Origin of the sequence: Halorubrum marinum, assembly GCF_048381195.1 — an archaeon.
In the GTDB taxonomy this organism is placed as follows: domain Archaea; phylum Halobacteriota; class Halobacteria; order Halobacteriales; family Haloferacaceae; genus Halorubrum.
Genome location: NZ_JBLWMM010000006.1, coordinates 151,294 through 174,779 on the forward strand (window position 1 = coordinate 151,294; position 23,486 = coordinate 174,779).

The window sequence follows — 23,486 nt, forward strand, 5'->3', positions numbered from 1 at the left end:
CGTTACGCCTCGTTAGGTTCGTCGTCCGAAGTGGTTTCCGCGTCGTCGGCTTCCTCGGCGCGCTCGGAGAGCGTCGCCTCGCCGCCGGACTCCTCGATCAGTTCGACCGCACCGGCAGTGAACGCGTCGGCCGTGACGCGGAGCTCGTGGCGGACTTGTCCGCCGCCGAGCACCTTCACGACATCGGCGTCGTAGCCGTCGTCGACGACGTCGCGCGCGTCGACGACGTACGCGTCGCCGTCTTCCTCGGCGAGGCCCTCAGCGGCGTACAGCGCCGCGTCCTCGTCGAGCTTCTGGACTTTGACCTCGAGGACTTCCGTCTGGGCGTCCTCGGGCCGCTTGAAGCCGTACTTGCCGAGCGGTCCGTAGTTGTGGAACTCGTGTTTCGAGCGACCTGCGGCACCGCGACCGCCGCGGTGACCGGCGCCGCGCCGGTTCTTGTGCGTTCCGCCGCCGTGCGTTCGAGATCCGCGCTGTCGACGTTTCTTGCTCGTCATCGCATTGCCTCCAGGAGACTGTCGATCTCCTCGGTCGTGTGTTTCCCGAGCTCGCCGCCCTCGATCACTGGGTGCTTGATCCCCTCGTGACCACCGCGAGGCGCGTGGAGTCGCAGCGTCGGGGAGAGACCCTGCTCACGCAGGGTCGTCTCTTCCGCGACGAGCGCCTCGGCCAGCGCCTCCAGGTCGGCGTAGTCGGTGTTGTCGTCGATCCACTCGTCGTCGATATCGGCGGAGCCCTCGAGGGGCTCGCCGCGACGAGCGATGGTGGTCGCGACGGCGCCGACGCTCGGCTCACCGAACGCGACGACGTCGTTGACCTTGGTTATCATGCCGCGATACGAGTCCGTCTCGGGGACGAACGTCGCGTGGTTGACGCGCCCGACGTTCAGCATGTCGAGGGTGTCCTCGACGCCGTACTCCAGGTTGACGTCACCGCGGAGCTGCACGATCGCTTGCATCACTCGCTCACCTCGTCGTAGTGGACTTCACGCGCGTGCTGCGGCGTACGCGACTGCGCGGCGTTCTCTAAGGCGTTGAACGTCGCCTTCGCGAGGTTCACCGTCGTTCGGGTGTTGCCGTCGGAGTTCGTCCAGGCGTCCTGCACGCCGGCGAGCTCCAAGATGTTGCGGACCGTCTCCGCGGCCGCGAGACCGAGCCCCTGCGGGGCGGGCTTGATCTCGACGGTGACGGAGCCGGCCTTCCCCGTCGCCGTTCGAGTCAGGGAGTTCGTGCCGCCGGGCTGATCTTCCCACGAGCCCGAGCCGCGGTCGACCTTGATGATGTTCAGCTTCGCCACGTCGATCGCTTTCTGGATCGCGCCGCCGACTTGGTCGTCTCGCGCCTGCGCGTAGCCGAGGTAGCCGTCGCGGTTGCCCACGGCGACCACACAGCGGAACTTCACGCGGCGACCGGAGTCGGTCATCCGCTGGACCATGTTGATGTCCAGCACTTCGTCTTCGAGCCCCGGGAGGAGCTGGTCGACGATCTCCGCCTCCTTCAGCGGGAGACCGGAGTCGAGCGCCTGTTCCATCGACGAGATGTCGCCGTCCTGTACCTTGCGGCCGAGTCGCGTCCGCGGTTCCCAGCCGTCGTTATGTCTACTCATGGTCCTCCTGGATCGTGGTGAGCACGTCGTCGAAGTGCTCGGGTAAGTCGGCCGCGTCGAAATCGCCGCTGTACAGCGGCTCGTCGAGCTGCTCGGCGTACGCGGCGATGTGCTCGCCACGCGTACGCGACCAGTCGGCCAGCACGTCGTCGTTGTGCGGGATTTCGAGGCCGGCGTCGATCGCTCCTTCCTGTACTGCGAACGTCTTGTTGCCGGGCGTCGCCGTGTTGAGCCCGATGTCGAGGACGGCCTCATCGAGGCCGGCGTCGACGGCGCGGGCGCCCGCGAGGTATCCCGTGAGGTACGCGCTGGGAAGGTTGCCCGTGGGGGCGTCCCAGCCGTACTCCGCGAGGTCCTCGCTGGAGGCGGCCGCGTGGGTCTCGTCACCGTCGGATCCGGGAGTGACCAGCTGCGCCCTGACGTGAGCGTTGCTCACCCGGGCGACCAGGCGAGGCTTGCCCGATTTCAGCAGGCGCAACCTCTGGTGGTAGTCAGTCCGGACCTCACGGCGGCGCCGCATCGGCACCTTGTATCGTGGTCCTGTCGCCATTAGTTCGTCACCTCGTAACCGTACTGCGTCTGGATGTACGCCTCCAGCCGGGCGACGTCCTCGAACTCGCCACCGCTCGCCTTGTTGTAGAGCGTGCGGTATTCGCTGGCGTCGAGCACGTCCTTCTCGTCGCGGAGTTCCTTCAGGCGAGCCCGCTGTGCGCGGATGCGCGCCTTCCAGTCGTCTTTCGTGTTCTGCCGAGCACCGGATCGCCCCTTGCGGGTACCGGCACCGGACTTGTGACCGTACGAGCGCTTCTCGGCGCGCTCGCGGGCCCGACCGCGGGAGTTCGTCTTCGCGTCCTTCGCGCGGATCGTTCCCTGATCGATGAGTTCGCGAATGTCCTCTCGGGTGATCGCGTCCTCGATCGCTTCTTGTCCGTCGGGGTCGAGCCAGACGCGGCCCTTGCCGACGTCCAGTTCGTCCGCCGCGAGTCGCTTCTGTGCTTTCAGGTCACTCATCGTTGTCGACCTCCACTTCGACGTAGGTCGGGTTCAGCACGCGAATCTCGCGCTCCTCCGCCTCGTCTTCGATCAGTTCGCGCTTGCGACCACCGACGGAGCCGCCGATCCGCACCGCCTGCGTGTCCCCGTCGACGCCCTCGAGGTCGTCCGTGTTGTGCACACGGACCTCCTCGAAGCCGCTCGGGTGCAGGTCGCGAGACGCCTTCGGGGAGCGGAAGCCCGCCTGAACGACGGGACCCTTCGCTTTCATCCGGCGGCGCTGCTTGGAGAGCCCGCCGCGCGGCTTACGCCACGACGTCGGGATGCGCTTCTTCTTGTGGTAGTCCTGCCGGTTGAACTGCGGTTTCCCCTCGCGGTGCTTCTGTGCGAGCGCGCGAGCGGTCTCGTCGTCCAGTTCCGGCGTCTTGTCGGCGTGCCCGCGGGGGCGAAGCTCCGTCTCGACGTCCTCGTCGGCGTCGGCTTCCTCGTCGTCGGCCTCGGCCTCCTCGTCCGTCTCGTCTTCGATTGCCGCGTCCGCCTCCTCGTCGACCTCCAGACCGCCGACATCGGCTTTGATACGCGCGGCGAGCGCGTTGCCGACGCCGTCGACCTCAGAGAGTTCCGACTGGGAGGCCGCCTTCACGTCTTCGACCGTCTCGTAGCCGGCCGCGCGAAGGGCGTCTGCCTTCGAGGGACCGACACCGCTGATGTCTTCGAGTTCTTCGGCCATTGGTTAGGCACCTCCGGTGGGCTTCTCGACAATGTACACGCCGTCTTGGAAGACGCGCGTGTCCTTGTCGGTCACCTTCGTCAGTTGTTCGATGTCGGCGGCGGTCTGCCCGACGGCCTCCTTATCGGAGCCCGAGAGGGTGACCGTCTCGCCGTCGATCTGTACGTCCGTGTCCCCGCGGACCGGGGTGCGTCGCTGTGCGCGCTCGCCGAGGAAGTTCTCGATGACGACCTCGTCACCCTCCACGGTCACCTGCATCGGGAAGTGGGCGTAGTACACTTCCATCGTGTACTCCCATCCCTCGGTGACGCCGTGGATCATGTTGGAGACGTGGCTCTCGAAGGTGCCAACCGTGGCGTTCGTCTTCGCGTCCTCGTTCTCGGAGGCGATAGCGACGACACCGTCTTCGACCGTGACCTCGACGTCGGGGTACCAGAGGCGTCGCGTAACGCTCCCGTTGGGACCCTCGACGGTGAGTTCGAGGTGGTCGGTCTCGGCGGAGACGTCGTCCGGAATGTCAATTTCGACTCTGTTCATTGTTAGTAGACGTATGCGATCACTTGGCCACCGATACCCTGTTCGCGGGCCTCGTAGTGGCTCATGACGCCGTGGCTCGTCGTGACGATGAGCGTCCCGTAGTCACGGGCCGGGAGGAACCGCTTCTCCCACTTTTCGAACTCGTCTGCGCCCGCGGAGTAGCGGGGCTTGACGGCGCCACATTCGTTGATCGCGCCTTTTAGTTCGACCTCGAACTTCCCGGCTTTCCCGTCGTCGACGTACTCGAAGCCGTCGACGTACCCGCGGTCGTAGAGGACCTCGAGGACGGAGCCGATGATGTTGGAGGCGGGCTCAACCGTGTACGACAGGTGGCCAACGCTCTCGGCGTTGTCCATGCCGGCGAGGGCGTTGGTGAATGGATCGTTTCCTGTCATGATCAGCTGTACTTCTCAAATCCCATGTCTCGGGCGACTTCGCGGAAACACTGCCGGCAGAGGTTGATGTCGTACTTGCCGACAAGCCCCTGCTCGCGGTCGCACCGCCGGCACGTGTGCCGGGAGTCGGTGCGTTTCGCCGCGTGCTCGCCCGTGTCGTTGTTCGCTTCGCTCATTCCGTTACCTCAACGTCGAAGTTCGTTTCGAGGAACGCGGCAGCGTCCTCGGCGGTCATCCGGTGGTTGTCCGGGATCGAGGCGGTCGCTTTGTGTCGCTTCGACACGCGGTAGCCGGGGCGGACGATCGTCGTCGTCACGTCGAGCCCGTAGATACCGATGTTCGGGTTGTACTCCTGGCTCGGGAAGTCGGTGTGGTCTTCGACCCCGAAGCTCAGGTTACCCGTGTCGTCGAACTGGCTCTGCGAGACGTCGACGATATCCAGCGCGGTCTGGAGGAACGCGTGTGCGTCCTCGTCGCGCAGCGTCACCTTGACGCCGATCGGGTCGCCCTTGCGGATCCCGAACTCGGCGATAGTGCGCTTCGAGGTGGTCCGGACCGACTGCTGGCCCGTGATCTCCTCGATGATCTCCTCGGCGTCGGCGAGCGGCTCACCGCCCTGCCCGACGCCCATGTGCACGACGACCTTCTCTAAGGTCGGCTCGCGCATCTCGTGTGCGACGCTCTCGGATTCACTCATCCGAATCACCCGCCTCGTCGGCGTCGGCCGCGGCGTCCTCATCGCCGGCGAAGTTCTCGTCGATGACGACGAGGTACTCCTCGACGGTCTCGTAGCCGTCGCCGTCGTCGGCGACGGACACGGTGTTGGAGCCGGACCCGAGCGTCACGTCGATGTCGTCAACGTCGCCGATGCGGCCAGCGTGCTGGCCGGCGACGGCGGTGACGAGCGCGCCCTCTTCGTATTCGAAGTGGGCGACGACGTCTTTCGACTCGTTGTCGATGACGATCGAGTCTTTGGTGTCGTACTCGGTGTCGGCGTCGACACGGACGTTCGTCCCGTCGTGGAGCGTGAGCTGCACGTCTCCACCGGGAACGACCGCCTTGTTCGTGATCTTGCCGAGCCGGCTGCCCGCGGCGTCCTCGTCGACGGAGGTCAGCGCGAGCCGACCGCCCTCGTCGGGGAACACACGGAAGAACTCGCCGCGCTCGGGGAACGCCAGGATGTCGAACATCCCGATCGGACGCTGCTCGTCCGAGATGGCGTCCCCGTTGACGAGGACCGAGTCGTTGTTCAGCGCGTAGCGCGCCTCCTTCGTCGAGTCGACGTAGCCGAGCACGTCCCGCAGCAGGACGACGAGCGGAACGCCCGCCTCACCGTGCGGGCCTGCGCCGGCCTTGACGGTGAACGTGTTCGTCTTTCGCTCGACCGGCCAGGAGTTCGGTACTGCCAGTCGCTTCTGATGTCGCGTCATTCGTTATCCTCCTGGAGCCGCGCCTCTCGGCGGTCATCTTCCAGGTCGAGCTCGATCACCCGGACGTTACTCGCCGGAAGCGGACGCGGAACCTCTTCCCCGTCCGCCTTCTCGACGGTGACGTCCTCGACGGTGATTCGCTCTTCGGACAGGTCGACCGAGACGACCTCGGCCTCCGTTCCGGCCGCGTCGCCGCGAAGCACCTCGACGGTGTCGCCGGCGTTGACGCGGACGTTCCGGTGTCCGTACTCCTCACGGAGGTCGTCCGAGAGGGTGGCCCGAACCTGGTTCTGCCGCTCGTGAAGCGGCGCGGTCTCCGACCGTTTTCGCTGTTTGCGTGGCTGTTTCGTCATGATTAGACGATCATCGTCGCGGTCGAGGCGATGCTCCCGAAGCGTTCGGCGACCTCGCGGGCGACGGGGCCTTTGATCTCCGTGCCCCGCGGCTCGTCGAGATCGTCGATGATGACGGCCGCGTTGTCCTCGAACCGGACACGCGTGCCGTTCGGACGGCGGATCGACTTGCGCTGGCGGACGACGACCGCCTCCAGCACCTGCCGCCGCATCTCCGGAGTCCCTTTCGTGACCGAGACGGTCACCTTGTCGCCGATACCTGCCTTGGGGTGGCGGTTCTTGGTGCCGGAGTAGCCGGCAACCGAGATCACCTTCAGCTCACGAGCGCCGGTGTTGTCGGCGCACGTGATGAGCGAGCCCTTCGAGAGCCCCTGCGTGACGTCGGCCTTGAGGGCCTCCATCACTGATCACCCGACAGGTTCTCGACGACGACGTGGGACTTCGTCTTCGAGAGCGGTCGCGTCTCCGCGATTTTCACTTCGTCACCGACTTCGAGCGAGTCGAGCACGCCCGGCACGTGTGCCGGGATGCGCGACCGACGCTTCATGTACCGATCGTATTTCGGTACGAAGACGTCGTATTCTCGCTCGACGATGACGGTCTTTTCCATATCCGTCGAGACGACCGTTCCCTCACGGGTCTGGCCGCGGACGGAGAGCTGCCCGTAAAACGGGCACTTCTCGTAGTCGTAATCCTCCGGGTTGTCTGGCTCCGGAGGCGTGGGTACGTCGATTCCTATCGCCATTGTGTGACACCTCGTTCGGTGCGTTCGGCGGGCCGATGCTGCAACCGATCGCCATCCACCGTTACGTAGCCCACGTCTTTGCACTCGCCGTAATGGCTCGCCGGGCCCACGTCGTCACCGGTGACGACGCGTGTGGACCCGGACGGGCCAGACTGACGGGGGCGTACCCCCGTAGTATCCGACCCGAGTTGGGACGCGGACCCCGACGACTGGCCGTCGTCGGCGGCTTCATCTGTGCGTGCGGTTGGAACGTCGACGAGGCCGAACTCGAACGTCGCGCCCGACTTGGGCACGCGTTTGTCTCCCGACCCCGTTCGGACCACGAGGGTGCCGAACGTCTCGGACAGCACGCGGCCGGCGATACCCACGTGGGCGTCGCTGGCGGCGTCGACCACCCGAACCGGGAGGCCGACGAGTTCGTGCCGTACGAGTTGGTCGGGAGCTATCATTCGTTATTCGTCGTCGAAGTCGCCTTCTTCCGCCTGAATCGTCTTGATCCGGGCGATCGTCTTCTTCAGCTCGTTGACGCGACCGGGGCTCTCCGGCATTCCGCCGGCGGCCCGCTGCGCCTTCGAGTTCAGCAGTTCCGTTTCGAGCTCCTCGAGTTCGACCTGCCGCTCTGCGGCGGTCATGTCGCGGATCTCGTCGGTGTAGAGGATGGCCATATTACTCGTCCTCCTCCTCGTCGTCCGCCGCCTCCATCTCCGCGACGAGGTCGGCGGCCTCGGATTCGATCTCTTCGTCGAGATCGTCCAGTTCGTCGGCGTCGACGTCCTCGTCGCCGACCGGCTCTTCGGGGGCGACGTCCGTCGCCTCCTCGGCCGTGTCCTGCGATTCCTCGACGACCTCTTCGACGATTTCCTCGTCGATGACGTCGGCGGGGTCTTCGTCCGGAACGTCGACATCGTCGTCCGCGCCGACATCGGGGACTTCGTCAGGCTCGTCTTCGAGCAGCGACTCGACGCCCTCGTCGGCGGCTGCGCCGGCCGCGGCCTGCTCGACCTCCGGGACCTCGGCGTCCTCTCGGATGTCGAAGTCGTCGGGGAGCTTCGCTCCCGGCGGGATGATCTTCACGTTGACGCCGATCGTCCCGAGCTTCATCACGGCGACGCCCTGTCCGTGGTCGACCACTTCTTGGGCGGGTTGGCCGTTGTGCTTGATGTAGCCGCGGTTGAACTTCTCGACACGCGAGCGCGCGCCGGTGACCTTTCCGGAGAGGACGATCTCGGCGCCGAGGGCGCCGGCGTCCATGATCCGGTCGATCGTCGTGTGACCGGCCTTCCGGAAGTACCAGCCACGCTCTAAGGCGTTCGCGAGACGGTCCGCGACGATCTGCGCGTTCAGGTCGGGCTCGTCGACCTCCTGAACGTCGATCTGGGGGTCGTCCATCCCGAAGCGGTCCTCGAGCTCCGAGGTGATCTTCCGGATGTTCTTTCCGCCCTTCCCGATGACCATCCCGGGCTTTTCGGCCTTCAGGACGATCTGCGTGCCCATCGGCGTCTTGGCGACGTCCATGCCGCCGTAGCCGGCTCGGCCGAGCTCGTCCGCGAAGAACTCGTTGATCTGTGAACGGCGAAGGCCGTCCTCGATGAATTGGTGTTCGTCAGCCATTATTCGTCAGCCTCCGGGTCCTCGATGATGAGTTCGACGTCGACGAGCGTGGTGTTCCACTGAGTGGCGCCCGCGGCTCGCGGGTTCCGTCCCGGTCGTTCGCCGACCTTGTGGGGAGCGACGTGTTTGATGACCATCTCGTCGCCGTCGAAGCCCTGTTCGGTCGCGTTGTTCTTGACGTTCTCCAGGAGCTTGAGGAAGTCCTTCGAGGCCTTCGCCGGGTAGCGACCCGCGTCCCAGCCGTCTATGTCGGAGCGGTGACCCGCGCCGGCGCTGTGCTGGCGCATCGGCACCGACGTCTCCTCGTCGATGACGGCCTGCAGATACTCCTCGGCGTCGGCGACCGTTTCGCCTTTGATCTCCCGGGAGATCTCTTTGCTGTCCTTCACGCTGATGGGCCGGTCGCGGAGCATCCCCTTGGCGGTGGTGTCCGGGTCGGCCTCGACGCTGTAGTTGATTCCCATGGATTACTTGAGGGGCACGAACTTCGAGGACCGGGTCGCGCCGATTCCGGCCTGACCGTGTTCGACGGTGCTTCGGGTGAGGTGGAACTCACCGAGGTAATGCCCGATCATCTGGGGCTCGACTTGGACACGCTCGAAGCTGTGTCCGTTGTACACGGAGAACGTGACGCCGACGAACTCCGGCAGAATCGGCATGTCACGCAGGTGCGTCCGAATCGGATCGTCGGCCGTCGTCTCGTTGTCGCGTGCACGGACCTTTTCGAGCAGCTTCTGCTGTTCGGTGGTCAGTCCGCGAACGATGCTTCTCCGCAGGCGTGCGGGGAGCAGTTCCGCGACGTCTTCGACGTCCATCTCCTGCAGCTCGTCGAGCGAGTGACCGCGGTAGGCGAACTCTTTGCCCTCACGGCCGGTTCGGTAGTTGGAACTCATTTGTTGCCACCTCGTCCGGTGCGCTTGGATGCGATGTCACCGACCTTCCGTCCCGGCGGGGCGTCCCGCGAGACCGACTTCGGCTGGCCGGGGTGTTGGCGACCACCGCCACCGAAGGGGTGGTCGACGGCGTTCATCGCGACGCCGCGGACGCGCGGGTACTTGGTCCCGCGCGACTTCATCTTGTGGTACTTGTTACCGGCCTTGACGAACGGCTTCTCCGTTCGACCGCCGCCGGCGACCACGCCGATCGTGGCGCGGCACTGCGGGTCGAGCCGCTTGACTTCCCCGCTGGGAAGCTGCACGACCGCGACGTCGCGGTCGTGGGTGAGAAGCGTCGCGGACACGCCGGATGCGCGCGCGAACTTCCCACCGTCACCGCGGTTACTCTCGACGTTACAGACCGGAACGCCCTCGGGGATCTCCGCCAGCGGGAGCGTGTTCCCGGGCTTGATCTCCGCCGAGACGCCGACCTGAATCGTGTCGCCCACGCGCACGCCTTCCGGCGCGAGCACGAGCCGACGGTCGTCGTCCTCGAACTCGATCTCCGCGAGCGGAGCCGAGCGAGCGGGGTCGTGTTCGATCCCGACGATTTCGCCGGAGATCGTGTCCACGTCTTCGAGCTTCTTGTGCGACAGTTCCGCCTTGTAACGGTGCGAGGGGGCCCGGAACGTCGGGCCGCCGCGTCCGCGCCGTTGTCCTTGAATTCGTCGTCCCATATCAGAACACCCCGATGCGCGAAGCGATCTCAGTCGCGTCGTCGTCCGCCGACAGCGTGACGACAGCCTTCTTCTTGCCTTTCGAGGTCACCTGCGTGTTGACGTCGTCGACGACCACGTCGTAGCGGTCCTGGACTTCGTCGCGAATCTCGGGTTTCGTGGCGTCGATGTCGACCAAGAACAGCAGCTTGTTCTTGAAGTCCATCTCGTTCATCGCCTGCTCGGTGACGAGCGGGTGTTCGATGATCGAGTTCATCGGTCTGCCACCTCCTCGACGGCGCTCTCGGTCCACAGCGTGAGTCGGCCCGGGTGCGCGCCCGGCGCGAGGTCTTCCGCGTTGACCTCTCTCGCGGTCGCGACGTCGACGCCCGCGAGGTTGCGGGCGGCGCGGGACGGCTCGTTGCTGGTGACGATGAGCACCGACTTCGGCTGGCTGTACTTGCGGCCGCGGGCCTTCCCCTGGCCCGCCCGGACGGAGCGACCCTCCTCGGCGCGCTCGATGTCGGCGTCGATGCCGACGGCTTCGAGAACGCTCAGGGCCTCCTGCGTCTTTTCGAGGTTCTCGAACTCGTCGCTCACGACGAGCGGCAGGTCGAGGGCCTCGTCGAACGCGTGACCGCGCTCGGCGACAACCTCGGCGTCGGCGGTGGCCGCGATGGCCGACCGGACGGCGAGCTGTCGTTCCTTGTCGTTCAGTTTCTTCGTCTGGTCCTTCTCGGCCTTCGGCGGGTGCGCGCGGCGACCCGACACGGCGTGCGGGACGCGGCGGGCGACGTTCTCGGAGCGCGGGACGTGAGCGAGCCCGCGTCCGGAGCCGAACGACTCCGCGGGGGTTCGCAGTCCGGCGAACTCGTCGGCACCGTAGGCCTGTTTCCGGTTAGCCTGTGCGGCGGAGACCGCCCGACCGATGAGGTCCGGTCGGAACGCGGTTTCGAAGATCGCCGGCAGCTCGATGCTGCCCGCGTCCCCGCCGTCCAGGTCGTGTACTGTTGCGTTCATGAATTATCCCTGGTTGGATGCGGTGGATACGTACCGGACCTCGGGATCGAGGCGCGGCTGGTCGTTCGGCCGGATGGCCGGGCGGAACCGAAGCAGGCGCTTGTCCGGCCCCGGCAGCGAGCCCTTGATAAGCGCGTAGTCGCCGTCGACCTCGCCGTAGTTGACGAATCCGCCGTCGACGGAGGCGTCGTCGCCCTCGCCGAAGTCGATGAGGCGCTTGTTGAGCTCGGTGCGCTGGTGGTACCCGGTCTGCCCCTGCTGGGGAACGGTGGAGCGAACGCGGGAGGGGTTCCACGGACCGAGGTTGCCGATCCGGCGCCGCCATCCCTGGCGGGCGTGTTTGCCCTTCCGCTTCTGCACGCCCCAGCGCTTGACGGGACCCTGCGTCCCTTTCCCCTTCGTGATGCCCGAGACGTCGGTGTACTGCCCCGCGCGGAAGACGTCGCCGAACTCGTGGGCGCCGCCCTCCGAGACGAGGTCGAGACCGAAGTCGACGCGCTCCGCGAGGGAGCCGCCGCCGACTCGGGTCTCCATGACGTCGGGCTTCTTTTTGGGCACGTTCGAGAGCTCCGAGGGAGCCGTGTGCGTGATGACGCGGACGTCGTCGACGACGTCGTCGTCGAGCAACGCGCGCAGTTCGTCGGCGTCCTCCTCGAAGGTGTCTTCCGCCGGGAGGTCGAGCGCGCGATCGAGTTCGTCGTGGAACTCGGTCGCCCAGACCTCTTCGACCGGCTTCATTCCGTACGGCGTCTGTTCGTAGGCACGCAGGGCCACCGCGTACATCGGCGGCGTCTCGACGACCGTGACGGGAACGGACGTTTCCATTCCTTCACGCGGCGAGTTTGCCTCGTCGTTGACCATAACGACGTGCGTCATTCCGGCCTTGTAGCCGGCGAACCCCTGCAGTGCGGGGGCTCCGTCGTCGTCTGGCCACGATCGGATGCGCGGCACCTCGCTGTCGGCGCGGGTGCGTGGGCCGTAGCCCAGCGAGCCTTTTCGTGGTCGGCTTGGTTGTGGCATGTGTTTACTCCGTGAGTGTGAGCGAGCCGAGGGTCGCGAACAGAGCCTCCTCCGTTCGGACTACCCCGCTGCCCTGTGCCGGGATCGTGTTCAGCCAGAGGTCGAACCCCGGATCGGGTTCGACTCGGCGGCCGTCGGCAACGGCCGCCCGGACGTCCTCGGGCGAAAGCCCGAGCATTTCCGGAAGCCCCCGCTCGGGCGCGCCGAAGGCGACGGTGTATCCGCCGGCCTCCCGCGCGTCCGAGACGAGGTCGCCGAGCCGCGAGACGGAGAGTTCTTCTCCGTGTCGCGACGTCGCGACGGCCAGTCCGTCGCCGGCGAGCGCTTCCGATAGGTCCGCGGCCACGACCTGGAAGCCGACCTCCGGCTTTCCGGTGATGCGGGCGCGAACCGGTTCTCTCGAAGAGACCCTGATGGTAACGCGCTCCCCCTGCTCGACCTCCATTCCGGAGGGAACGAGCAGGGAGATCGGGTGTTCCCGCAGCGGGGAATTGACCCGGACGCGGCCTTCAGGTCCGACCTCGGTCACGAGTCCCTGTGTTTTCGACTCTTCCCCGTTCGGGGTCGAGCCGGTCCGCCACGGCACGCGGAGCGGCGGGAGCACGCCGACGTACCGGAGTTCGTCGCGTTCGCCCCAGAGGTCCTTTCGGAGATCCGGAGGCGTCGCAGCGTACCCCAGTACAGTTCGGACGTACTCGCCGTCCCGTCGCCGTTCGCCTTCCGCGTCTGGGAAGACGACCAGTCGATCTGCCCGAAACACCGCCGCAGCACGGGCGATGTAACCGATTTTGCGAGTTGCCTCGCGATCATCTTCGGCTTCTCGGACAACCGAAGACGGCACACAGATCGTGAGTCCATCTTCGGTACGCATCGTGGCGAGACTGTACCAATCGATTTCGGACGACGGCCTAAAAGGATAGCGGTCCCGTTTCCGGCCTGTGCCGCGTTCACACGGGCCCTGACGGCGATTTTCGTCTTCGAACGCGTGCCAGTACGTTTGAGTACGAGCGTAGCGACGAGCACCGGTCTTCACTTTCTTCGAAGAGCGAGCGGTACGCGAGCGACGTTCCGGCCACCTCACTCGTACGTCATCTTCTTCAGACCGTACCGGTCCGTTCGTCCGTCCCGGGTGATCGTGAGCCCGTATCCGTCCTCAGTCTCCGTGAGCTCACAGCTGAACGCACCGAGATTACCGGGATTGAGCGATGCAGGCGGACTGTCCAGCACGAACGTGAGACGCCCGCCGGATCCACGAACTCGCTCCGGTTTCCTCGCTCTCGCTTCGATCAGCTCCCCGTTCCGTTTCACCTCGATCGTACCGGTAAGCTCCCACGTGTCGTCGTTGTACCTGAGTCGCTCACCCTCGAGCTCGGAGACATCAGCCTCGACCATGACACGATCTACCGCAGGCAAACACATAAAGCGTGTCACGGCACCCCGTAGTGCCGTGCGTTCGCAACGCTTATGTTTCCAACTCGGATTAGAACTAACTGCGAAGCACGCACCGGTAGTGTAGTGGTATCACGCAACCTTGCCATGGTTGCAACCCGAGTTCAAATCTCGGCCGGTGCATTTTCTAACTGACTTCGTCAGTCAGCGTCCGCTTCACTCCGTTCAGCGGACTCGCGAACGAAGTGAGCAAAATCACTGCGAGTTTGACCGCTATCAGTCGCGCGCAGTGGCTGTCTCGTATTTGTTTATAAATCGTGCCAGCCGGGGCGATCCAATCTCCGACTCACCACGGCCCGTCGTAGTTCACTCTCGGACGGTCGACATCGATTCCGATACCGCGGAGCGTCGCGGTCGCGTTCTGGATCGGCGACGGCGCGGGGCGATCGAGGGCGTCGGTCGTCGCCTCCGCGAATCGAACCCGCCACTCGGCGTCGATCACGACCGTCGCCCGACGGGGGATATCCGAGTGACCTTCCCACGACTCGGCGAGCAGGCCGTACGAGTCGGCAACCCCACCGTGAAAGTCGGTAACGACGGGGAACGGGAGCGAGAACCGGTCGGCGTACGCGAACCCCGAGAACAGCGAGTCGCCGGTGAGCGCGACGACGGCGAGTCTGTCGTGGTCGTTCCAGCCGGCGTCGCGGACCGCTGCGAACACCGCCGTACAGGTGGGGACGAAGTTCGCCGGTGCAAAACACAGAACGACGGCGTCGTTACGATCGATGCGTCTGAACAGCTCCAGCTCCGTCCCCCGTCCGTCTGCGACCGCCGGTGCGATGAAATCGGGGGCCGTGGCGCCGACATCTATCATGCCTGCTCTCGCGTGCGAGAGAACAAAAAGTGAGAGCCCGTCGGGTGGCGAGCTGTTCCCGTCGTCTGCCCACGCAAAGAGACGATCGAGCGGCTGAGAACCTCACGCACGATGGAAGAGCTTTATGCGATGACGGCGAACGGAACGGTATGTTCGGTCCCGCCGCCGACGCGGTGCTCGCACTCGTCGGTACCTACGGGGCCGTCGTGCTGCTCGGCGTGTTCGTGCTGGAGGGCGCGCTCGTCGGGAAACTGATCCCGACCCGAACCCTGTTCGTCGCCGCGGTGCTCGCCGTCGGCGTCGATGCCGTCGCGTTCCTCCCGATGCTCGCCGCGGCGGTCGTCGGGGCGACGATCGGCCAGCTGCTGCTGTTCGTCTCCGTGCGTCGGTTCGGCGTCGATCCCACGACGCTCGCCGTGATCCCCGGCGACGGCGACAGAATCGAGGGCGCGGACCGATGGCTCGACCGATGGGGGCTACCGGCCGTAGCGGTGTCGAACGCGCTTCCGGGAACGCGCGGCTGGCTGGCCGTGCCGACCGCGAGCTCGGCGGTGTCGGCGCCGCGCTTCGCCGCCGCGTCGCTCGTCGGATCGACCGTGTACACGAGCGCGCTGCTCGCGGTCGCGCTCGGAATCGGCGGCGCGTTCGACCTCGTCGTCGGTGGAGCGCTCGTCCCGGTGTGATGGGTCCGGTGTAACGGCCCGATAGTGCCGACCGTCTGGTCGAGAGGCGATTTCTTAGATAACCGTGCCGTGTTTTTTGTCCGGGCGGTCTTTCTCGACATCGGCGTAGAACGCGAAGCGCGCGGCCAGCTCCTCGCGGAGCGTCGACGGCGCGACGATCTCGTCGATGACGACCTCGCTCGCCATGCGGTGGATGTCGATGTCCTCGCGGTACTCCTCGCGGAGTCGGTCCTCGGTCTCGGCGCGCGCTTCGGGGTCGTCGATCGCGGCGAGCTTCCGGGCGTACACGGCGTTGATCGCGGCCTCCGGACCCATGATACCGATCTCGCCGGAGGGGAGCCCGATCACGCTCTCGGGGTCGTACGCGGGCCCGCCCATCGCGTAGATCCCCGCGCCGTACGCCTTCCGAGTCACGACGGTCTGTTTCGGGACCGTCGCCGAGGAGGTGGCGTAGATCATCTTCTTGCCTTTCTCTAAGATCGCGTCTTTCTCGACCTGCGAACCGGCCATGAACCCCGGCGTGTCACAGAGGTACAGGAGGGGAATCTCGTAGGCGTCGCAGGTCCAGATGAACTCCGCGGCCTTCTCGGCGGCGTCGGGGAAGATGGCACCCGACCGCTCCGTCGGCTGGTTGGCGACGACCCCGACGGGACGACCGTCGATCCGGCAGAACGCCGTGACGATCTCCGGCCCGTACCCCTCCTTCAGCTCGAAGACGGACTCCGCGTCGGCGATTCGATCGAGCAGGTCGCGGACGTCGTACGGCCGGTTCGGCGATTCGGGGATCAGCTCGTCGATCCCTTCGGGCGGGTATTTCGGGGGCTTCGCCTCCGACCGCGGGGGTTTCTCTCCCGCCTTGTCGGGGAGATACCCGATGAGGTCAGCGACGAGCTCGCGGGCGTGTTCCTCGTCGCGGGCCACGAGGTCCGCCGAGCCGGACTCCTCCGCGTGGATCCGGGGACCGCCCAGATCGGCCATCTCGATCTCCTCGCCGGTGACCATCTTCACCATTCGCGGCGAGGCGATCGCCATCGCGGACATCCCCTCGACCATCACGGTGAAGTCGGCGAAGACGGGAGTGTACGCCGCGCCGGCGATACAGGGGCCGTAGAGGACGCAGATCTGCGGGACCGCGCCCGACAGCATCGAGTGGTTGTAGTAGTACTTCCCGATCCCCTCGCGGTTGGCGAAGAAGCCGCTCTGCTGGTCGATTCTGCCGCCGGAAGAGTCCATCAGGTAGAGCACGGGCTTGCCCGTCTTCAGGGCGCGCTGTTGCATCCGGAGGAACTTCTCGACGCCCTTCCCCGCCATCGACCCCGCCTTCACGGTGAAGTCGTTGGCCATGAAGTGCACGTCGCGCCCCTCGAAGGCGGCCGCGCCGGTGAGGAGGCCGTCACCGGGGAGGCGGTCGCCGTCGGGCTCGTTTCGGTTGCCATCCTCGTCGGCGGGCGCACTCGGGTGCCAGTCGTCGAAGGCGGCGAACTTCCCGTCCTCGAAGTGGAGCCCCGCCGGGTCGCCCTCTGCCGCGCTCGCGTCCCCCGCGCCGCGGGTCCCGTCCGCACCGCCGAACCAGAGGTCGAGGCGGTCACGGACGAACAGCTTCCCCTGCTCGGGGAGCCGCTCGCGGTACTTCTCCGGGCCGCCCTGCAGGATGTCGTCGATCTCGGCCCGGAGGTCACGCTCGCGGTCGGTGGGACCGAGATCGTCGTCGAGCGGGTATTCGACCGCGGGCGGCTCGGCGCTCGCGGCGGCCGCGTCGCTCTCTCCGACGTGGACGTCGACGCCGACGCCGAGGTGCTCCGCGAGCGACCGCGCGATCGCCTCGGCCTCCTCGGGCGTCGCCGCCGCGCCGACGTGGACTTTCATGGGGCAAGATTTGCGGAAGATCCTAAACAGTTTTCCATGTGGTTCCGGCGAGGGGTGAACGCCGCCTGAGCGGGCGTCTGGCGGACCGTCAAGCGGATCGATGGGTCTCGACCACGGCCGGATGCGAGACCGAGACGCAACGGTCGGTCGGCAATCCGGGTCAGCGGTCCGGGTCGGCAATCCGAGTCAGCGGTCCGGGTCGGCAAGTCTGGCGCCGAGTTGCTCGGCGATCGGCTCGAGGTGGTGGCGGCCGACGACGGCGACGACGTCGCCGTCGTTGCGGAACTCGGCGAGGCGATCGGCCATGTGCGTCTCACGCACGTCGTCGCCGAACGAAGCCGCCCGAGAGGGCTCGAACGCGTCCATCACGGCGCGAGCGCGGGTGATCTGGCTGTGTTCGTTCTCGGCCTGCCGCTCGGGGCTGTCGACCCGACTGGTCGCGTACGTGACCGGCGAGTCGACTTCCAGCCGGATCGACGTCACCGCGGCGAGCGAGCCCGCAAGTCGGCATCGGAGGGTGTTCTTCGTCACCGACGCGAGCCCGTGGAGGATACCGCGAACGGTCCCGATCGACCCGCCCTTGCGATACAGCGTCACGGCGAGCCGCCGGAGGAACGGGAGGGTCGGCCCGTCGATCCCGACGACGCGATCGGTGGTCGACGCCTGGATCGCGGCACTCGCCTCTCCTCCGAACACCGGCGGAGTGCGGGTATCCTCGGCATAACGCTCGAAAAGCGGGAGCGAAAGCGGCGGCAGCTCAAGCGCGAGGACGTCGGGGACTCGGTCCGTGACCACGGTTCGAACCCGGAAGACGCTAGCGGGGTGATCGTGGACGACACCGACCAGCGTAACGGTTCCCGTAGGAGTGTCGATCGAACGAAGGTGCTCGCCCGTTATCCGAGGGTCGTCGTAGTGCGCGTCCATATGTTGCCCGGTAGCAGCTGCATACCGGGTCGTACCGGCCGTTAGGACACACTTAATATAAGAATTTCTGATATTTCAAATACAGTTAGTGCAGGTTCCGATAACGCGAATTTAAAATTAGGAAGATAGCAGTCGAAATATCTCTCCGCGACTGTTCGAGCCTGTTTCAGCCACACGGGAGCAGGTGCTTCGAGCGTCGCGAGCCCGCCGCAGAAAAAACGGCCGCGTTCGGTGTCGAGATCGGGTTTCCGGTCGGGACGGTAGCCGGGCTCTCTATCGGGACGGAGCGCGGCTAGCCGGAGCGTCCCTATCGGTTGAGTTGGACCTCGTCGTCGTTGATCGACTCGATGTCCGACTCGTCGATCGGATACATGTCCTCGTCGGTGTCGGCCCAGCCGAGCTTCGATTTGATCGTGTCTGTGATCCCCGGGTCCGGGTCGACGTGTGCGCGGTTGCCCTTGACTTGGGCCACCATTCCGACCTTTTCTCCCGCCTTGTTGACGACGGCCTTGCCTTCTTCGTTGTCTGAGAGTTGCATTTGTGGTCTCCTCCGCACCTAATACTTCGACGGGACTAGCGATTGTAATTAGGTCGATAGGCAAGGGTAAGCTCGGCAAAATTTCCCGCAACCGCGGCCGACAGATCGCGCCCCTCACGTCGCCATCGATACGGGGGACTTATCGCGTCGGCACGGGCTGGGGGATCCGCCGACCGCTTATTGGTCGTGCGCTCGAACTCCGCGTATGACCGTCCTGCTCACCGGCGCACACGGCACCGTCGGTACCGCGGTGACTGCGGCCTCGGCGTACGACCACGTCCTGCTCGACCGGGAGCCGGCTCCCGACGAGCTCGGCGACGGGAGCCCCCATCCACATCGCGATCGCGAGACGGTCGTCGCCGACGTGGGCGCGGACGACGCGGTCGGGGATCTCACGGACGCCATGACGGAACGCGGGGTGGCGGCCGTCGTCCACCTCGCTGGCGATCCGACCGTCTCCGCGACGTACGAGAGCGTCGAGCGCAACAACGTCCGCGGGACGCGGAACGTCCTCGAGGCGGCGTCGCGCGCCGGAGTCGGAACCGTCGTCTTCGCCTCCTCGAACCACGTCGTCGGGATGTACGAGACGGAGCACGCGCCCGCGCTGTACGCCCCCGGACAGGGCGAGGAGAGTCCGACCGTCGACCACCGGAGCCCGGTTCGCCCCGATTCGGACTACGGCGCGTCGAAGGCGGCGGGCGAGGCCTGGTGCCGGTTGTACGCCGAACGGGAAGGGATCGGCTGCTACGCCCTCCGGATCGGCTCGGTCAGGGACCCGGCGTTCGACCACCCGTTCGGCGACGCCGAGCGCGCGGTCGCCCGCGGTGACTGCGAGCGCGGCGACGACGACTACGAGAGGGCCGTCGCTCGGATGCGCTGTACGTGGCTCTCGCGGCGCGACTGCGCCGCGCTCGTCGACGCGTGTCTCGACGACGGGACCGACGGGGCAGAGACCGATACGAGTGGGCGGAACCCGAACACCGTCGCTGGCGGCGCATTCGAGGTGTTCTACGGGGTCAGCGATAACCCGAACGGGTGGTTCGACCTCGCCCACGCCCGCGAGCGGGTGGGCTACGAGCCGACCGACTCCGGGAACGCGATGTCCGAGCCACCGATCTAAATCGACGGGAACGCGACGGGGTCCCGGGACCGCTGCCAGTCTCGGCGATCCTCACCCGGCACTTGCCGGGTCACTCGTCGGCGAGCGCGTCCTCGAGCCGCTCGACCAGCGCCTCGTTGCCGACGTAGAGCGGGACGCGGTCGTGAACTCCCTCGGGCTCGATATCGAGGATGTCCGTGTCGCCGTCGGTCGCGGCCCCGCCCGCCCGTTCGACGATGTACGCGATCGGGTTCGCCTCGAAAGAGAGCCGGAGCTTCCCCTCCGGCGCGTCGACGAGCGCGGGATACGCGAAGATCCCCCCGTAGGTGAGCACCTGGTTCACGTCGCCGACCATCGCGCCGCCGTACCGGAGTTTCAGTTCGTCTTCGATCTCTCGCGCGTACGTCGTGAAGTCGTCCGGCCAGTCGGGGACGCGCCCCCCGAACCCGTAGACGACGGGGTCCTCGGGGAGTCGGAGGTCGTCCTCGACGACCGAGCGGGAGACGGCACGGCCGCCGTCTTCCGCGTCGCCCCCGGCGGAGTCCCGCTCGATCACCTCCTCTCGCACGCCCGTCTCGTCGGCGACGATCATCGTCGTGATCGGTCCGTAGAGCACGTATCCGGCGGCGACGAGGTCGCGACCGGTGGCGGGGAGCGGCGCGTCGTAGATACCGACCACCGTCCCCATCGCGTTGTTCGACCGGAGGTTCGAGGAGCCGTCGAGGGGGTCGATCGCGACGGCGTACGCTCCGTCGCCGACCGCGCCGCCGGCGTCGACGGCGGCCTCGCGCTCCTCGCTGACGAAGGAGCCGACGCCGTCGACCGCGGTGAGCGCGTCGCCGAGCAGCTGGTCGGCGTACAGGTCGCCGGCCATGACGCTCTCGCCCGAGGGGTTGTCCGTCCCGCTCTCGACGCGTCGACCCGGGAGCGCGTCGCGGATCGCCGGGGCCGTCTCGGCGACCGCGTCGAAGACCGCTTCGACGATCGGATCCGAGTCGGCCATCAGTCCGCGCTCTCGGCGACTGCCAGCGCCTCTTCCGGGTCGACCTCCTGGAAGATCACGGCTTCGAGCGCGTCGAGGATGCGCTCGGGGTCGTCGCGCTGGAAGACGTTTCGTCCGACTGCGACGCCGGTGGCCCCCGCGTCGATGGCGTTCGAGACGTTCCGCAGGAACTCCTTGTCGTCACGCATCGTCCCGCCGGACATCACGACGTTGGCGGGTCCGGCCATCTCGACGGCGTCGCCCATCGCCTCTGCTGAGCCCGGGTACTTCACCTTCACCACGTCGGCGCCGAGTTCGAGCCCGAGCCGTGCGCCGTAGGAGATAACCTCCGGGCTCCCGTCGTTGCGGAGCCCCTGTCCGCGGGGGTACGACCACATGACGACGCCCATGTCGTGCTCGCGGGCGCCCTCCTGTGCCCTCCGGAACTCCTCGGCCATCTCGATCTCGTGGTTCGACCCGCCGTAGACGGTGAACCCGATCGCGTCCGCGCCCAGCCCGGCCGCGTACTCCGAGGTACAGTTGACCGCGCTGTTCGGTTCACCCATCCAGAGGTTCGAGGTCCCGTTGAGCTTCAACAGGAGATTGACCTCGTCCTCGTACTCGGGGTAGTACGCCTCGGCGAGCCCCTTTTGGACCGCCACCGCGGTGACCGCCTCGTGAGTGGCGAGTTCGAATATCCGCTCGGGGTCCGCAGTCTCGGGATTCGGCTCGAAATCCACCGGGCCGTGCTCGATCCCGTGGTCGTACGCTAAGATTAGCGATTTACCGTCGCGCGAGATGTCGTCGGCAGCGTGAGGAAGCATCAATTCGTACTCCCGTTACATCGATAAAAAATGCTATGGTCGTTTCGGCGGACGTAAAGAAACGAATTCGACGAGTACCGCGCGTTTCGCTCCGTTATACTAGCAATAACACGGTGTAAAGAATTACTACTCAAATAGTTAATTGTCACTCGCTCTCAAAGAAGTATCCCGGCCACTGCACGCCGCTACGGGCAGTCAGTCGTCTCGCTACGGACACTTGGTCGTCTCGGCATTTCCCTTCCCACCCATCCCGAACCCGCAATACTTACCACCCGCGACGCGACAGCGACCTGCATGCGGGAGTTATCCGAAATCGAGGTCGTCGGCGTCGTCGGGGCCGGCACGATGGGCAACGGAATCGCACAGGTCGCCGCGACGGCGGGGTACGACGTCGTGATGCGCGACATCGAGGCGGCGTACGTCGAGCGCGGGCTCGACAGCATCGACGACAGCCTCGACCGACTGGCATCGAAGGGTGCCCTCGACGAGGAGCCGGCGGCCGTCCGCGAGCGGATCGCAGGAACGACCGACCTCGAGGATCTTGCGGCCGCGGACGTGGTCGTCGAGGCCGCCGTCGAGAACATGGACGTGAAACGCGAGATCTTCGCCGATCTCGACGCGGTGACCGACGACGACGTGGTGCTCGCGACGAACACCTCCACGCTGTCGATCACGACCATCGCGAACGCCACCGACCGCGCGAGCGACGTGATCGGCCTCCACTTCATGAACCCCGTGCCGATCATGGACGGCGTCGAGGTCGTCGTCGGGGAGCGAACCGGCCGCGAGGTCGTCGACTTCGCGCACGCCTTCGCCGAGGGCCTCGGCAAGGAGACGTGGGAGGCCGACGACAAGCCCGGATTCGTCACCAACCGCATCCTGATGCCGTGGATCAACGAGGGCGTCCGCGCGTACGACGAGGGCGTCGCCGACAAGGCGGACATCGACCGCGGGATGAAACTCGGGACGAACGTCCCGATGGGGCCCTTAGAGCTCGCTGACCACATCGGGCTCGACGTGGTCCTCGACGCCAGCGAGACGCTGCACGCCGAGCTCGGCGACCGGTACAAACCGGCGTACCTGATAAAGCGTAAGGTCGAGGCCGGTGATCTCGGGAAGAAGACGGGGCGCGGGTTCTACGAGTACGACTGACGCGAAGACGGGTCGACGGCTGAAAGGCGTACAAAGGCAACTCGCGTCGTCGCCGTTTTCACGCCCCGCTCGACTTGCGGTCGTCATCTGCGGTCCAGCGCCGCGCGCCGGGCAAGGCGCCGACGAGTCTCGTCACGTAGCCGAACTTGAAGAGGCCGAACTGCGTGAGGACGCCGAGGGCGAACACCGCGAGGAAGACGGGCGCGGTGACGTCGAACAGCAGCGGCTCGACGGCCGTCTCGGCGGCGGCCGCCTCGAACGTTCCGAGAGTGAGCGACCGCGACGCGAGCGCCGCCCCGATGAACGCGGTCGAGACGACGAGCGTCGTCCGACTCAGCGCGAACCCGAACAGCGCGCCGAGCGCGACACCGCCGAGCGTCGCGCCGACGAGGAGGAGAGTCCCCTCGATTCCGGCCGCGTCGGCCGCGTACAATGGGCCGACGGCGAACCGACCGACGAAGCCGCCGACCACGCCGCCGATGGCGACCACCGCGAACGAGAGCCCGGCGTACGCGAGGAAGCCGCCGATCGCTCCGCCGAACGCGACGCCGATGCCCGTGAGAACCAGTCCGTCGACCGCGATCAGTCCGACGAGGGTCGGCGCGGCGAGGTACCCTGCGCCGGCCCCGATCAGGAGCCCGGTCAGGGTCACGGCGTAGACGGAGACCGCGGCGCCGACGAACGCGAGGAGCAGACCGGCGAGGACCAGTCCGACGCTGAGTGGCGTGAGCATGGGCCGTCTTTTCGCCCGAGAATACATAAATGACCGCGTAATCGACGGGCTGTCACCGCGCCCGCCGCCCCGCCTGTCGGTCGATATGGCGCGTGTAACCGCCGACGGCGAGCCCGAATCCGAGCACGATAAGCGTGAAGCCGACCAGGCGGGAGGGTCCGAGCGTCATCAGCGCGAGCACCGCACCGAAGACGAAGGCGAACACGCCAGCGACCGCGACGCCGACATCGACGAGCGGCGACGGCTGGACGGCCTCGCAGTGCGGACAGATGCGGGCGTCGCTGGGGATCGGCTCCCGACAGTCGACGCAGTGAACGCGATCGCGGGGCACGCTCGACGGTTCGCGGCTCGCGAACTTATAAACTTCAATTGGCGGCGGTCGCGGTCCCGCC

At 66.5% G+C, this 23,486-nt stretch carries 36 protein-coding genes and 1 tRNA gene; 4 read left to right on the forward strand and 33 right to left on the reverse strand.

Annotation, left to right across the window (positions count from 1 at the left end):
* Positions 1-2 precede the first annotated feature (2 nt).
* The 25 genes from ACNSN4_RS10080 to ACNSN4_RS10200 all read right to left on the reverse strand — a co-directional run bounded on the left by ACNSN4_RS10080 (position 3) and on the right by ACNSN4_RS10200 (position 13,422).
* The gene (locus ACNSN4_RS10080; RefSeq protein ID WP_418285687.1) at positions 3-497 is read right to left on the reverse strand and encodes an uL15m family ribosomal protein; all 495 of its coding nucleotides are present in this window, start codon (positions 495-497) and stop codon (positions 3-5) included.
* A complete protein-coding gene (locus ACNSN4_RS10085) occupies positions 494-958 on the reverse strand; it encodes a 50S ribosomal protein L30 (RefSeq protein ID WP_418285688.1) in 465 nt (154 codons plus the stop codon). The genes ACNSN4_RS10080 and ACNSN4_RS10085 overlap by 4 nt, the downstream gene beginning before the upstream one ends.
* Positions 958-1,605: a 30S ribosomal protein S5 gene (locus ACNSN4_RS10090; protein ID WP_418285689.1), complete on the reverse strand. Its 648-nt coding sequence runs from the start codon at positions 1,603-1,605 to the stop codon at positions 958-960. Before ACNSN4_RS10090 ends, ACNSN4_RS10085 begins: the two co-directional genes overlap by 1 nt.
* On the reverse strand, positions 1,598-2,155 hold the full coding sequence (locus ACNSN4_RS10095; protein WP_418285690.1) for a 50S ribosomal protein L18: 558 nt from the start codon (positions 2,153-2,155) through the stop codon (positions 1,598-1,600). The genes ACNSN4_RS10090 and ACNSN4_RS10095 overlap by 8 nt, the downstream gene beginning before the upstream one ends.
* Complete coding sequence (locus ACNSN4_RS10100; protein ID WP_418285691.1) at positions 2,155-2,616, reverse strand: 50S ribosomal protein L19e; 462 nt, start codon at positions 2,614-2,616, stop codon at positions 2,155-2,157. The genes ACNSN4_RS10095 and ACNSN4_RS10100 overlap by 1 nt, the downstream gene beginning before the upstream one ends.
* Positions 2,609-3,328: a 50S ribosomal protein L32e gene (locus ACNSN4_RS10105; protein ID WP_418285692.1), complete on the reverse strand. Its 720-nt coding sequence runs from the start codon at positions 3,326-3,328 to the stop codon at positions 2,609-2,611. The genes ACNSN4_RS10100 and ACNSN4_RS10105 overlap by 8 nt, the downstream gene beginning before the upstream one ends.
* Positions 3,329-3,331: 3 nt before the next feature.
* Complete coding sequence (locus tag ACNSN4_RS10110) at positions 3,332-3,865, reverse strand: 50S ribosomal protein L6 (protein WP_418285693.1); 534 nt, start codon at positions 3,863-3,865, stop codon at positions 3,332-3,334.
* Between the two features lie 2 nt (positions 3,866-3,867).
* Positions 3,868-4,260: a 30S ribosomal protein S8 gene (locus ACNSN4_RS10115; RefSeq protein ID WP_418285694.1), complete on the reverse strand. Its 393-nt coding sequence runs from the start codon at positions 4,258-4,260 to the stop codon at positions 3,868-3,870.
* Positions 4,261-4,262: 2 nt separating this feature from the next.
* On the reverse strand, positions 4,263-4,436 hold the full coding sequence (locus ACNSN4_RS10120; protein ID WP_004597423.1) for a 30S ribosomal protein S14: 174 nt from the start codon (positions 4,434-4,436) through the stop codon (positions 4,263-4,265).
* Positions 4,433-4,957 carry a 50S ribosomal protein L5 gene (locus ACNSN4_RS10125; protein WP_418285695.1) on the reverse strand — a complete coding sequence of 175 codons (525 nt, stop codon included), beginning with the start codon at positions 4,955-4,957 and terminating at the stop codon, positions 4,433-4,435. The genes ACNSN4_RS10120 and ACNSN4_RS10125 overlap by 4 nt, the downstream gene beginning before the upstream one ends.
* On the reverse strand, positions 4,950-5,690 hold the full coding sequence (locus tag ACNSN4_RS10130) for a 30S ribosomal protein S4e (protein ID WP_418285696.1): 741 nt from the start codon (positions 5,688-5,690) through the stop codon (positions 4,950-4,952). The genes ACNSN4_RS10125 and ACNSN4_RS10130 overlap by 8 nt, the downstream gene beginning before the upstream one ends.
* Positions 5,687-6,043, reverse strand: a complete 357-nt coding sequence (gene rplX / locus ACNSN4_RS10135; RefSeq protein WP_418285697.1) for a 50S ribosomal protein L24 — start codon at positions 6,041-6,043, stop codon at positions 5,687-5,689. Before rplX ends, ACNSN4_RS10130 begins: the two co-directional genes overlap by 4 nt.
* Before the next feature lie 2 nt (positions 6,044-6,045).
* Positions 6,046-6,444: a 50S ribosomal protein L14 gene (locus ACNSN4_RS10140; protein ID WP_418285698.1), complete on the reverse strand. Its 399-nt coding sequence runs from the start codon at positions 6,442-6,444 to the stop codon at positions 6,046-6,048.
* Positions 6,444-6,788, reverse strand: coding sequence for a 30S ribosomal protein S17 (locus ACNSN4_RS10145; RefSeq protein WP_008001361.1), 345 nt, complete (start codon positions 6,786-6,788; stop codon positions 6,444-6,446). Before ACNSN4_RS10145 ends, ACNSN4_RS10140 begins: the two co-directional genes overlap by 1 nt.
* Entirely contained in the window at positions 6,779-7,237 is a 459-nt protein-coding gene (locus ACNSN4_RS10150; RefSeq protein ID WP_418285699.1) for a ribonuclease P protein component 1, read from the reverse strand. Before ACNSN4_RS10150 ends, ACNSN4_RS10145 begins: the two co-directional genes overlap by 10 nt.
* Before the next feature lie 3 nt (positions 7,238-7,240).
* Complete coding sequence (gene rpmC / locus ACNSN4_RS10155; protein WP_123620224.1) at positions 7,241-7,453, reverse strand: 50S ribosomal protein L29; 213 nt, start codon at positions 7,451-7,453, stop codon at positions 7,241-7,243.
* A 1-nt stretch (position 7,454) separates the two neighbouring features.
* On the reverse strand, positions 7,455-8,399 hold the full coding sequence (locus ACNSN4_RS10160) for a 30S ribosomal protein S3 (RefSeq protein WP_418285700.1): 945 nt from the start codon (positions 8,397-8,399) through the stop codon (positions 7,455-7,457).
* Positions 8,399-8,863, reverse strand: a complete 465-nt coding sequence (locus ACNSN4_RS10165) for a 50S ribosomal protein L22 (RefSeq protein WP_418285701.1) — start codon at positions 8,861-8,863, stop codon at positions 8,399-8,401. Before ACNSN4_RS10165 ends, ACNSN4_RS10160 begins: the two co-directional genes overlap by 1 nt.
* A 3-nt stretch (positions 8,864-8,866) precedes the next feature.
* Positions 8,867-9,292, reverse strand: a complete 426-nt coding sequence (locus tag ACNSN4_RS10170) for a 30S ribosomal protein S19 (RefSeq protein ID WP_418285702.1) — start codon at positions 9,290-9,292, stop codon at positions 8,867-8,869.
* Positions 9,289-10,011 carry a 50S ribosomal protein L2 gene (locus tag ACNSN4_RS10175; protein ID WP_418285703.1) on the reverse strand — a complete coding sequence of 241 codons (723 nt, stop codon included), beginning with the start codon at positions 10,009-10,011 and terminating at the stop codon, positions 9,289-9,291. The genes ACNSN4_RS10170 and ACNSN4_RS10175 overlap by 4 nt, the downstream gene beginning before the upstream one ends.
* Before the next feature lies 1 nt (position 10,012).
* Positions 10,013-10,267 (reverse strand): 50S ribosomal protein L23, encoded by a 255-nt coding sequence (locus ACNSN4_RS10180; RefSeq protein ID WP_418285704.1) that lies wholly within the window; start codon positions 10,265-10,267, stop codon positions 10,013-10,015.
* Entirely contained in the window at positions 10,264-11,010 is a 747-nt protein-coding gene (gene rpl4p / locus ACNSN4_RS10185) for a 50S ribosomal protein L4 (protein WP_418285705.1), read from the reverse strand. The genes ACNSN4_RS10180 and rpl4p overlap by 4 nt, the downstream gene beginning before the upstream one ends.
* Before the next feature lie 3 nt (positions 11,011-11,013).
* The gene (locus ACNSN4_RS10190; RefSeq protein WP_418285706.1) at positions 11,014-12,030 is read right to left on the reverse strand and encodes a 50S ribosomal protein L3; all 1,017 of its coding nucleotides are present in this window, start codon (positions 12,028-12,030) and stop codon (positions 11,014-11,016) included.
* Between the two features lie 4 nt (positions 12,031-12,034).
* Positions 12,035-12,901 (reverse strand): putative RNA uridine N3 methyltransferase, encoded by an 867-nt coding sequence (locus tag ACNSN4_RS10195; protein ID WP_418285707.1) that lies wholly within the window; start codon positions 12,899-12,901, stop codon positions 12,035-12,037.
* Positions 12,902-13,107: 206 nt separating this feature from the next.
* A complete protein-coding gene (locus ACNSN4_RS10200; RefSeq protein WP_418285708.1) occupies positions 13,108-13,422 on the reverse strand; it encodes a hypothetical protein in 315 nt (104 codons plus the stop codon).
* A 109-nt stretch (positions 13,423-13,531) separates the two neighbouring features.
* Between ACNSN4_RS10200 and ACNSN4_RS10205 the strand changes: the two genes are divergently transcribed.
* A tRNA-Gly gene (locus ACNSN4_RS10205) sits at positions 13,532-13,602 on the forward strand.
* Between the two features lie 163 nt (positions 13,603-13,765).
* Here ACNSN4_RS10205 and ACNSN4_RS10210 read toward each other — a convergent pair.
* On the reverse strand, positions 13,766-14,293 hold the full coding sequence (locus tag ACNSN4_RS10210; protein WP_418285709.1) for a redoxin domain-containing protein: 528 nt from the start codon (positions 14,291-14,293) through the stop codon (positions 13,766-13,768).
* Between the two features lie 149 nt (positions 14,294-14,442).
* Here ACNSN4_RS10210 and ACNSN4_RS10215 point away from each other — a divergent pair, with 149 nt between their 5' ends.
* Positions 14,443-14,976, forward strand: coding sequence for a DedA family protein (locus tag ACNSN4_RS10215; RefSeq protein ID WP_418285710.1), 534 nt, complete (start codon positions 14,443-14,445; stop codon positions 14,974-14,976).
* Positions 14,977-15,030: 54 nt separating this feature from the next.
* On the opposite strand, the gene ACNSN4_RS10220 is transcribed toward ACNSN4_RS10215, so the two are convergent.
* The 3 genes from ACNSN4_RS10220 to ACNSN4_RS10230 form a co-directional block, all read right to left on the reverse strand.
* Entirely contained in the window at positions 15,031-16,842 is a 1,812-nt protein-coding gene (locus tag ACNSN4_RS10220) for an acyl-CoA carboxylase subunit beta (protein ID WP_418285711.1), read from the reverse strand.
* A gap of 186 nt (positions 16,843-17,028) precedes the next feature.
* The gene (locus tag ACNSN4_RS10225; RefSeq protein ID WP_418285712.1) at positions 17,029-17,766 is read right to left on the reverse strand and encodes a hypothetical protein; all 738 of its coding nucleotides are present in this window, start codon (positions 17,764-17,766) and stop codon (positions 17,029-17,031) included.
* Between the two features lie 307 nt (positions 17,767-18,073).
* Entirely contained in the window at positions 18,074-18,304 is a 231-nt protein-coding gene (locus ACNSN4_RS10230) for a DUF8593 domain-containing protein (protein ID WP_418285713.1), read from the reverse strand.
* A 205-nt stretch (positions 18,305-18,509) separates the two neighbouring features.
* Here ACNSN4_RS10230 and ACNSN4_RS10235 point away from each other — a divergent pair, with 205 nt between their 5' ends.
* Entirely contained in the window at positions 18,510-19,424 is a 915-nt protein-coding gene (locus tag ACNSN4_RS10235; RefSeq protein WP_418285714.1) for an NAD-dependent epimerase/dehydratase family protein, read from the forward strand.
* Between the two features lie 70 nt (positions 19,425-19,494).
* Here ACNSN4_RS10235 and ACNSN4_RS10240 read toward each other — a convergent pair whose 3' ends face one another.
* Together ACNSN4_RS10240 and ACNSN4_RS10245 are read right to left on the reverse strand one after the other, a co-directional pair.
* A complete protein-coding gene (locus ACNSN4_RS10240) occupies positions 19,495-20,406 on the reverse strand; it encodes a class 1 fructose-bisphosphatase (protein ID WP_418285715.1) in 912 nt (303 codons plus the stop codon).
* Positions 20,406-21,209 carry a class I fructose-bisphosphate aldolase gene (locus ACNSN4_RS10245; protein ID WP_418285716.1) on the reverse strand — a complete coding sequence of 268 codons (804 nt, stop codon included), beginning with the start codon at positions 21,207-21,209 and terminating at the stop codon, positions 20,406-20,408. The genes ACNSN4_RS10240 and ACNSN4_RS10245 overlap by 1 nt, the downstream gene beginning before the upstream one ends.
* Before the next feature lie 294 nt (positions 21,210-21,503).
* Between ACNSN4_RS10245 and ACNSN4_RS10250 the strand changes: the two genes are divergently transcribed.
* Entirely contained in the window at positions 21,504-22,361 is an 858-nt protein-coding gene (locus ACNSN4_RS10250; protein WP_418285717.1) for a 3-hydroxyacyl-CoA dehydrogenase family protein, read from the forward strand.
* 58 nt (positions 22,362-22,419) lie between these two features.
* On the opposite strand, the gene ACNSN4_RS10255 is transcribed toward ACNSN4_RS10250, so the two are convergent.
* Both ACNSN4_RS10255 and ACNSN4_RS10260 read right to left on the reverse strand, forming a co-directional pair.
* Positions 22,420-23,094, reverse strand: coding sequence for a phosphate ABC transporter permease (locus ACNSN4_RS10255; RefSeq protein WP_418285718.1), 675 nt, complete (start codon positions 23,092-23,094; stop codon positions 22,420-22,422).
* Positions 23,095-23,146: 52 nt separating this feature from the next.
* Positions 23,147-23,425 carry a zinc ribbon domain-containing protein gene (locus ACNSN4_RS10260; protein WP_418285719.1) on the reverse strand — a complete coding sequence of 93 codons (279 nt, stop codon included), beginning with the start codon at positions 23,423-23,425 and terminating at the stop codon, positions 23,147-23,149.
* Between the last annotated feature and the right edge of the window lie 61 nt (positions 23,426-23,486).

Bases quoted from the DNA above. Each gene is read 5' to 3' on its own strand.
- ACNSN4_RS10080 (WP_418285687.1), bottom strand. From the start codon at position 497: ATGACGAGCAAGAAACGTCGACAGCGCGGATCTCGAACGCACGGCGGC.
- ACNSN4_RS10085 (WP_418285688.1), bottom strand. From the start codon at position 958: ATGCAAGCGATCGTGCAGCTCCGCGGTGACGTCAACCTGGAGTACGGC.
- ACNSN4_RS10090 (WP_418285689.1), bottom strand. From the start codon at position 1,605: ATGAGTAGACATAACGACGGCTGGGAACCGCGGACGCGACTCGGCCGC.
- ACNSN4_RS10095 (WP_418285690.1), bottom strand. From the start codon at position 2,155: ATGGCGACAGGACCACGATACAAGGTGCCGATGCGGCGCCGCCGTGAG.
- ACNSN4_RS10100 (WP_418285691.1), bottom strand. From the start codon at position 2,616: ATGAGTGACCTGAAAGCACAGAAGCGACTCGCGGCGGACGAACTGGAC.
- ACNSN4_RS10105 (WP_418285692.1), bottom strand. From the start codon at position 3,328: ATGGCCGAAGAACTCGAAGACATCAGCGGTGTCGGTCCCTCGAAGGCA.
- ACNSN4_RS10110 (WP_418285693.1), bottom strand. From the start codon at position 3,865: ATGAACAGAGTCGAAATTGACATTCCGGACGACGTCTCCGCCGAGACC.
- ACNSN4_RS10115 (WP_418285694.1), bottom strand. From the start codon at position 4,260: ATGACAGGAAACGATCCATTCACCAACGCCCTCGCCGGCATGGACAAC.
- ACNSN4_RS10120 (WP_004597423.1), bottom strand. From the start codon at position 4,436: ATGAGCGAAGCGAACAACGACACGGGCGAGCACGCGGCGAAACGCACC.
- ACNSN4_RS10125 (WP_418285695.1), bottom strand. From the start codon at position 4,957: ATGAGTGAATCCGAGAGCGTCGCACACGAGATGCGCGAGCCGACCTTA.
- ACNSN4_RS10130 (WP_418285696.1), bottom strand. From the start codon at position 5,690: ATGACGCGACATCAGAAGCGACTGGCAGTACCGAACTCCTGGCCGGTC.
- rplX (WP_418285697.1), bottom strand. From the start codon at position 6,043: ATGACGAAACAGCCACGCAAACAGCGAAAACGGTCGGAGACCGCGCCG.
- ACNSN4_RS10140 (WP_418285698.1), bottom strand. From the start codon at position 6,444: ATGGAGGCCCTCAAGGCCGACGTCACGCAGGGGCTCTCGAAGGGCTCG.
- ACNSN4_RS10145 (WP_008001361.1), bottom strand. From the start codon at position 6,788: ATGGCGATAGGAATCGACGTACCCACGCCTCCGGAGCCAGACAACCCG.
- ACNSN4_RS10150 (WP_418285699.1), bottom strand. From the start codon at position 7,237: ATGATAGCTCCCGACCAACTCGTACGGCACGAACTCGTCGGCCTCCCG.
- rpmC (WP_123620224.1), bottom strand. From the start codon at position 7,453: ATGGCCATCCTCTACACCGACGAGATCCGCGACATGACCGCCGCAGAG.
- ACNSN4_RS10160 (WP_418285700.1), bottom strand. From the start codon at position 8,399: ATGGCTGACGAACACCAATTCATCGAGGACGGCCTTCGCCGTTCACAG.
- ACNSN4_RS10165 (WP_418285701.1), bottom strand. From the start codon at position 8,863: ATGGGAATCAACTACAGCGTCGAGGCCGACCCGGACACCACCGCCAAG.
- ACNSN4_RS10170 (WP_418285702.1), bottom strand. From the start codon at position 9,292: ATGAGTTCCAACTACCGAACCGGCCGTGAGGGCAAAGAGTTCGCCTAC.
- ACNSN4_RS10175 (WP_418285703.1), bottom strand. From the start codon at position 10,011: ATGGGACGACGAATTCAAGGACAACGGCGCGGACGCGGCGGCCCGACG.
- ACNSN4_RS10180 (WP_418285704.1), bottom strand. From the start codon at position 10,267: ATGAACTCGATCATCGAACACCCGCTCGTCACCGAGCAGGCGATGAAC.
- rpl4p (WP_418285705.1), bottom strand. From the start codon at position 11,010: ATGAACGCAACAGTACACGACCTGGACGGCGGGGACGCGGGCAGCATC.
- ACNSN4_RS10190 (WP_418285706.1), bottom strand. From the start codon at position 12,030: ATGCCACAACCAAGCCGACCACGAAAAGGCTCGCTGGGCTACGGCCCA.
- ACNSN4_RS10195 (WP_418285707.1), bottom strand. From the start codon at position 12,901: ATGCGTACCGAAGATGGACTCACGATCTGTGTGCCGTCTTCGGTTGTC.
- ACNSN4_RS10200 (WP_418285708.1), bottom strand. From the start codon at position 13,422: ATGGTCGAGGCTGATGTCTCCGAGCTCGAGGGTGAGCGACTCAGGTAC.
- ACNSN4_RS10210 (WP_418285709.1), bottom strand. From the start codon at position 14,293: ATGATAGATGTCGGCGCCACGGCCCCCGATTTCATCGCACCGGCGGTC.
- ACNSN4_RS10215 (WP_418285710.1), top strand. From the start codon at position 14,443: ATGTTCGGTCCCGCCGCCGACGCGGTGCTCGCACTCGTCGGTACCTAC.
- ACNSN4_RS10220 (WP_418285711.1), bottom strand. From the start codon at position 16,842: ATGAAAGTCCACGTCGGCGCGGCGGCGACGCCCGAGGAGGCCGAGGCG.
- ACNSN4_RS10225 (WP_418285712.1), bottom strand. From the start codon at position 17,766: ATGGACGCGCACTACGACGACCCTCGGATAACGGGCGAGCACCTTCGT.
- ACNSN4_RS10230 (WP_418285713.1), bottom strand. From the start codon at position 18,304: ATGCAACTCTCAGACAACGAAGAAGGCAAGGCCGTCGTCAACAAGGCG.
- ACNSN4_RS10235 (WP_418285714.1), top strand. From the start codon at position 18,510: ATGACCGTCCTGCTCACCGGCGCACACGGCACCGTCGGTACCGCGGTG.
- ACNSN4_RS10240 (WP_418285715.1), bottom strand. From the start codon at position 20,406: ATGGCCGACTCGGATCCGATCGTCGAAGCGGTCTTCGACGCGGTCGCC.
- ACNSN4_RS10245 (WP_418285716.1), bottom strand. From the start codon at position 21,209: ATGCTTCCTCACGCTGCCGACGACATCTCGCGCGACGGTAAATCGCTA.
- ACNSN4_RS10250 (WP_418285717.1), top strand. From the start codon at position 21,504: ATGCGGGAGTTATCCGAAATCGAGGTCGTCGGCGTCGTCGGGGCCGGC.
- ACNSN4_RS10255 (WP_418285718.1), bottom strand. From the start codon at position 23,094: ATGCTCACGCCACTCAGCGTCGGACTGGTCCTCGCCGGTCTGCTCCTC.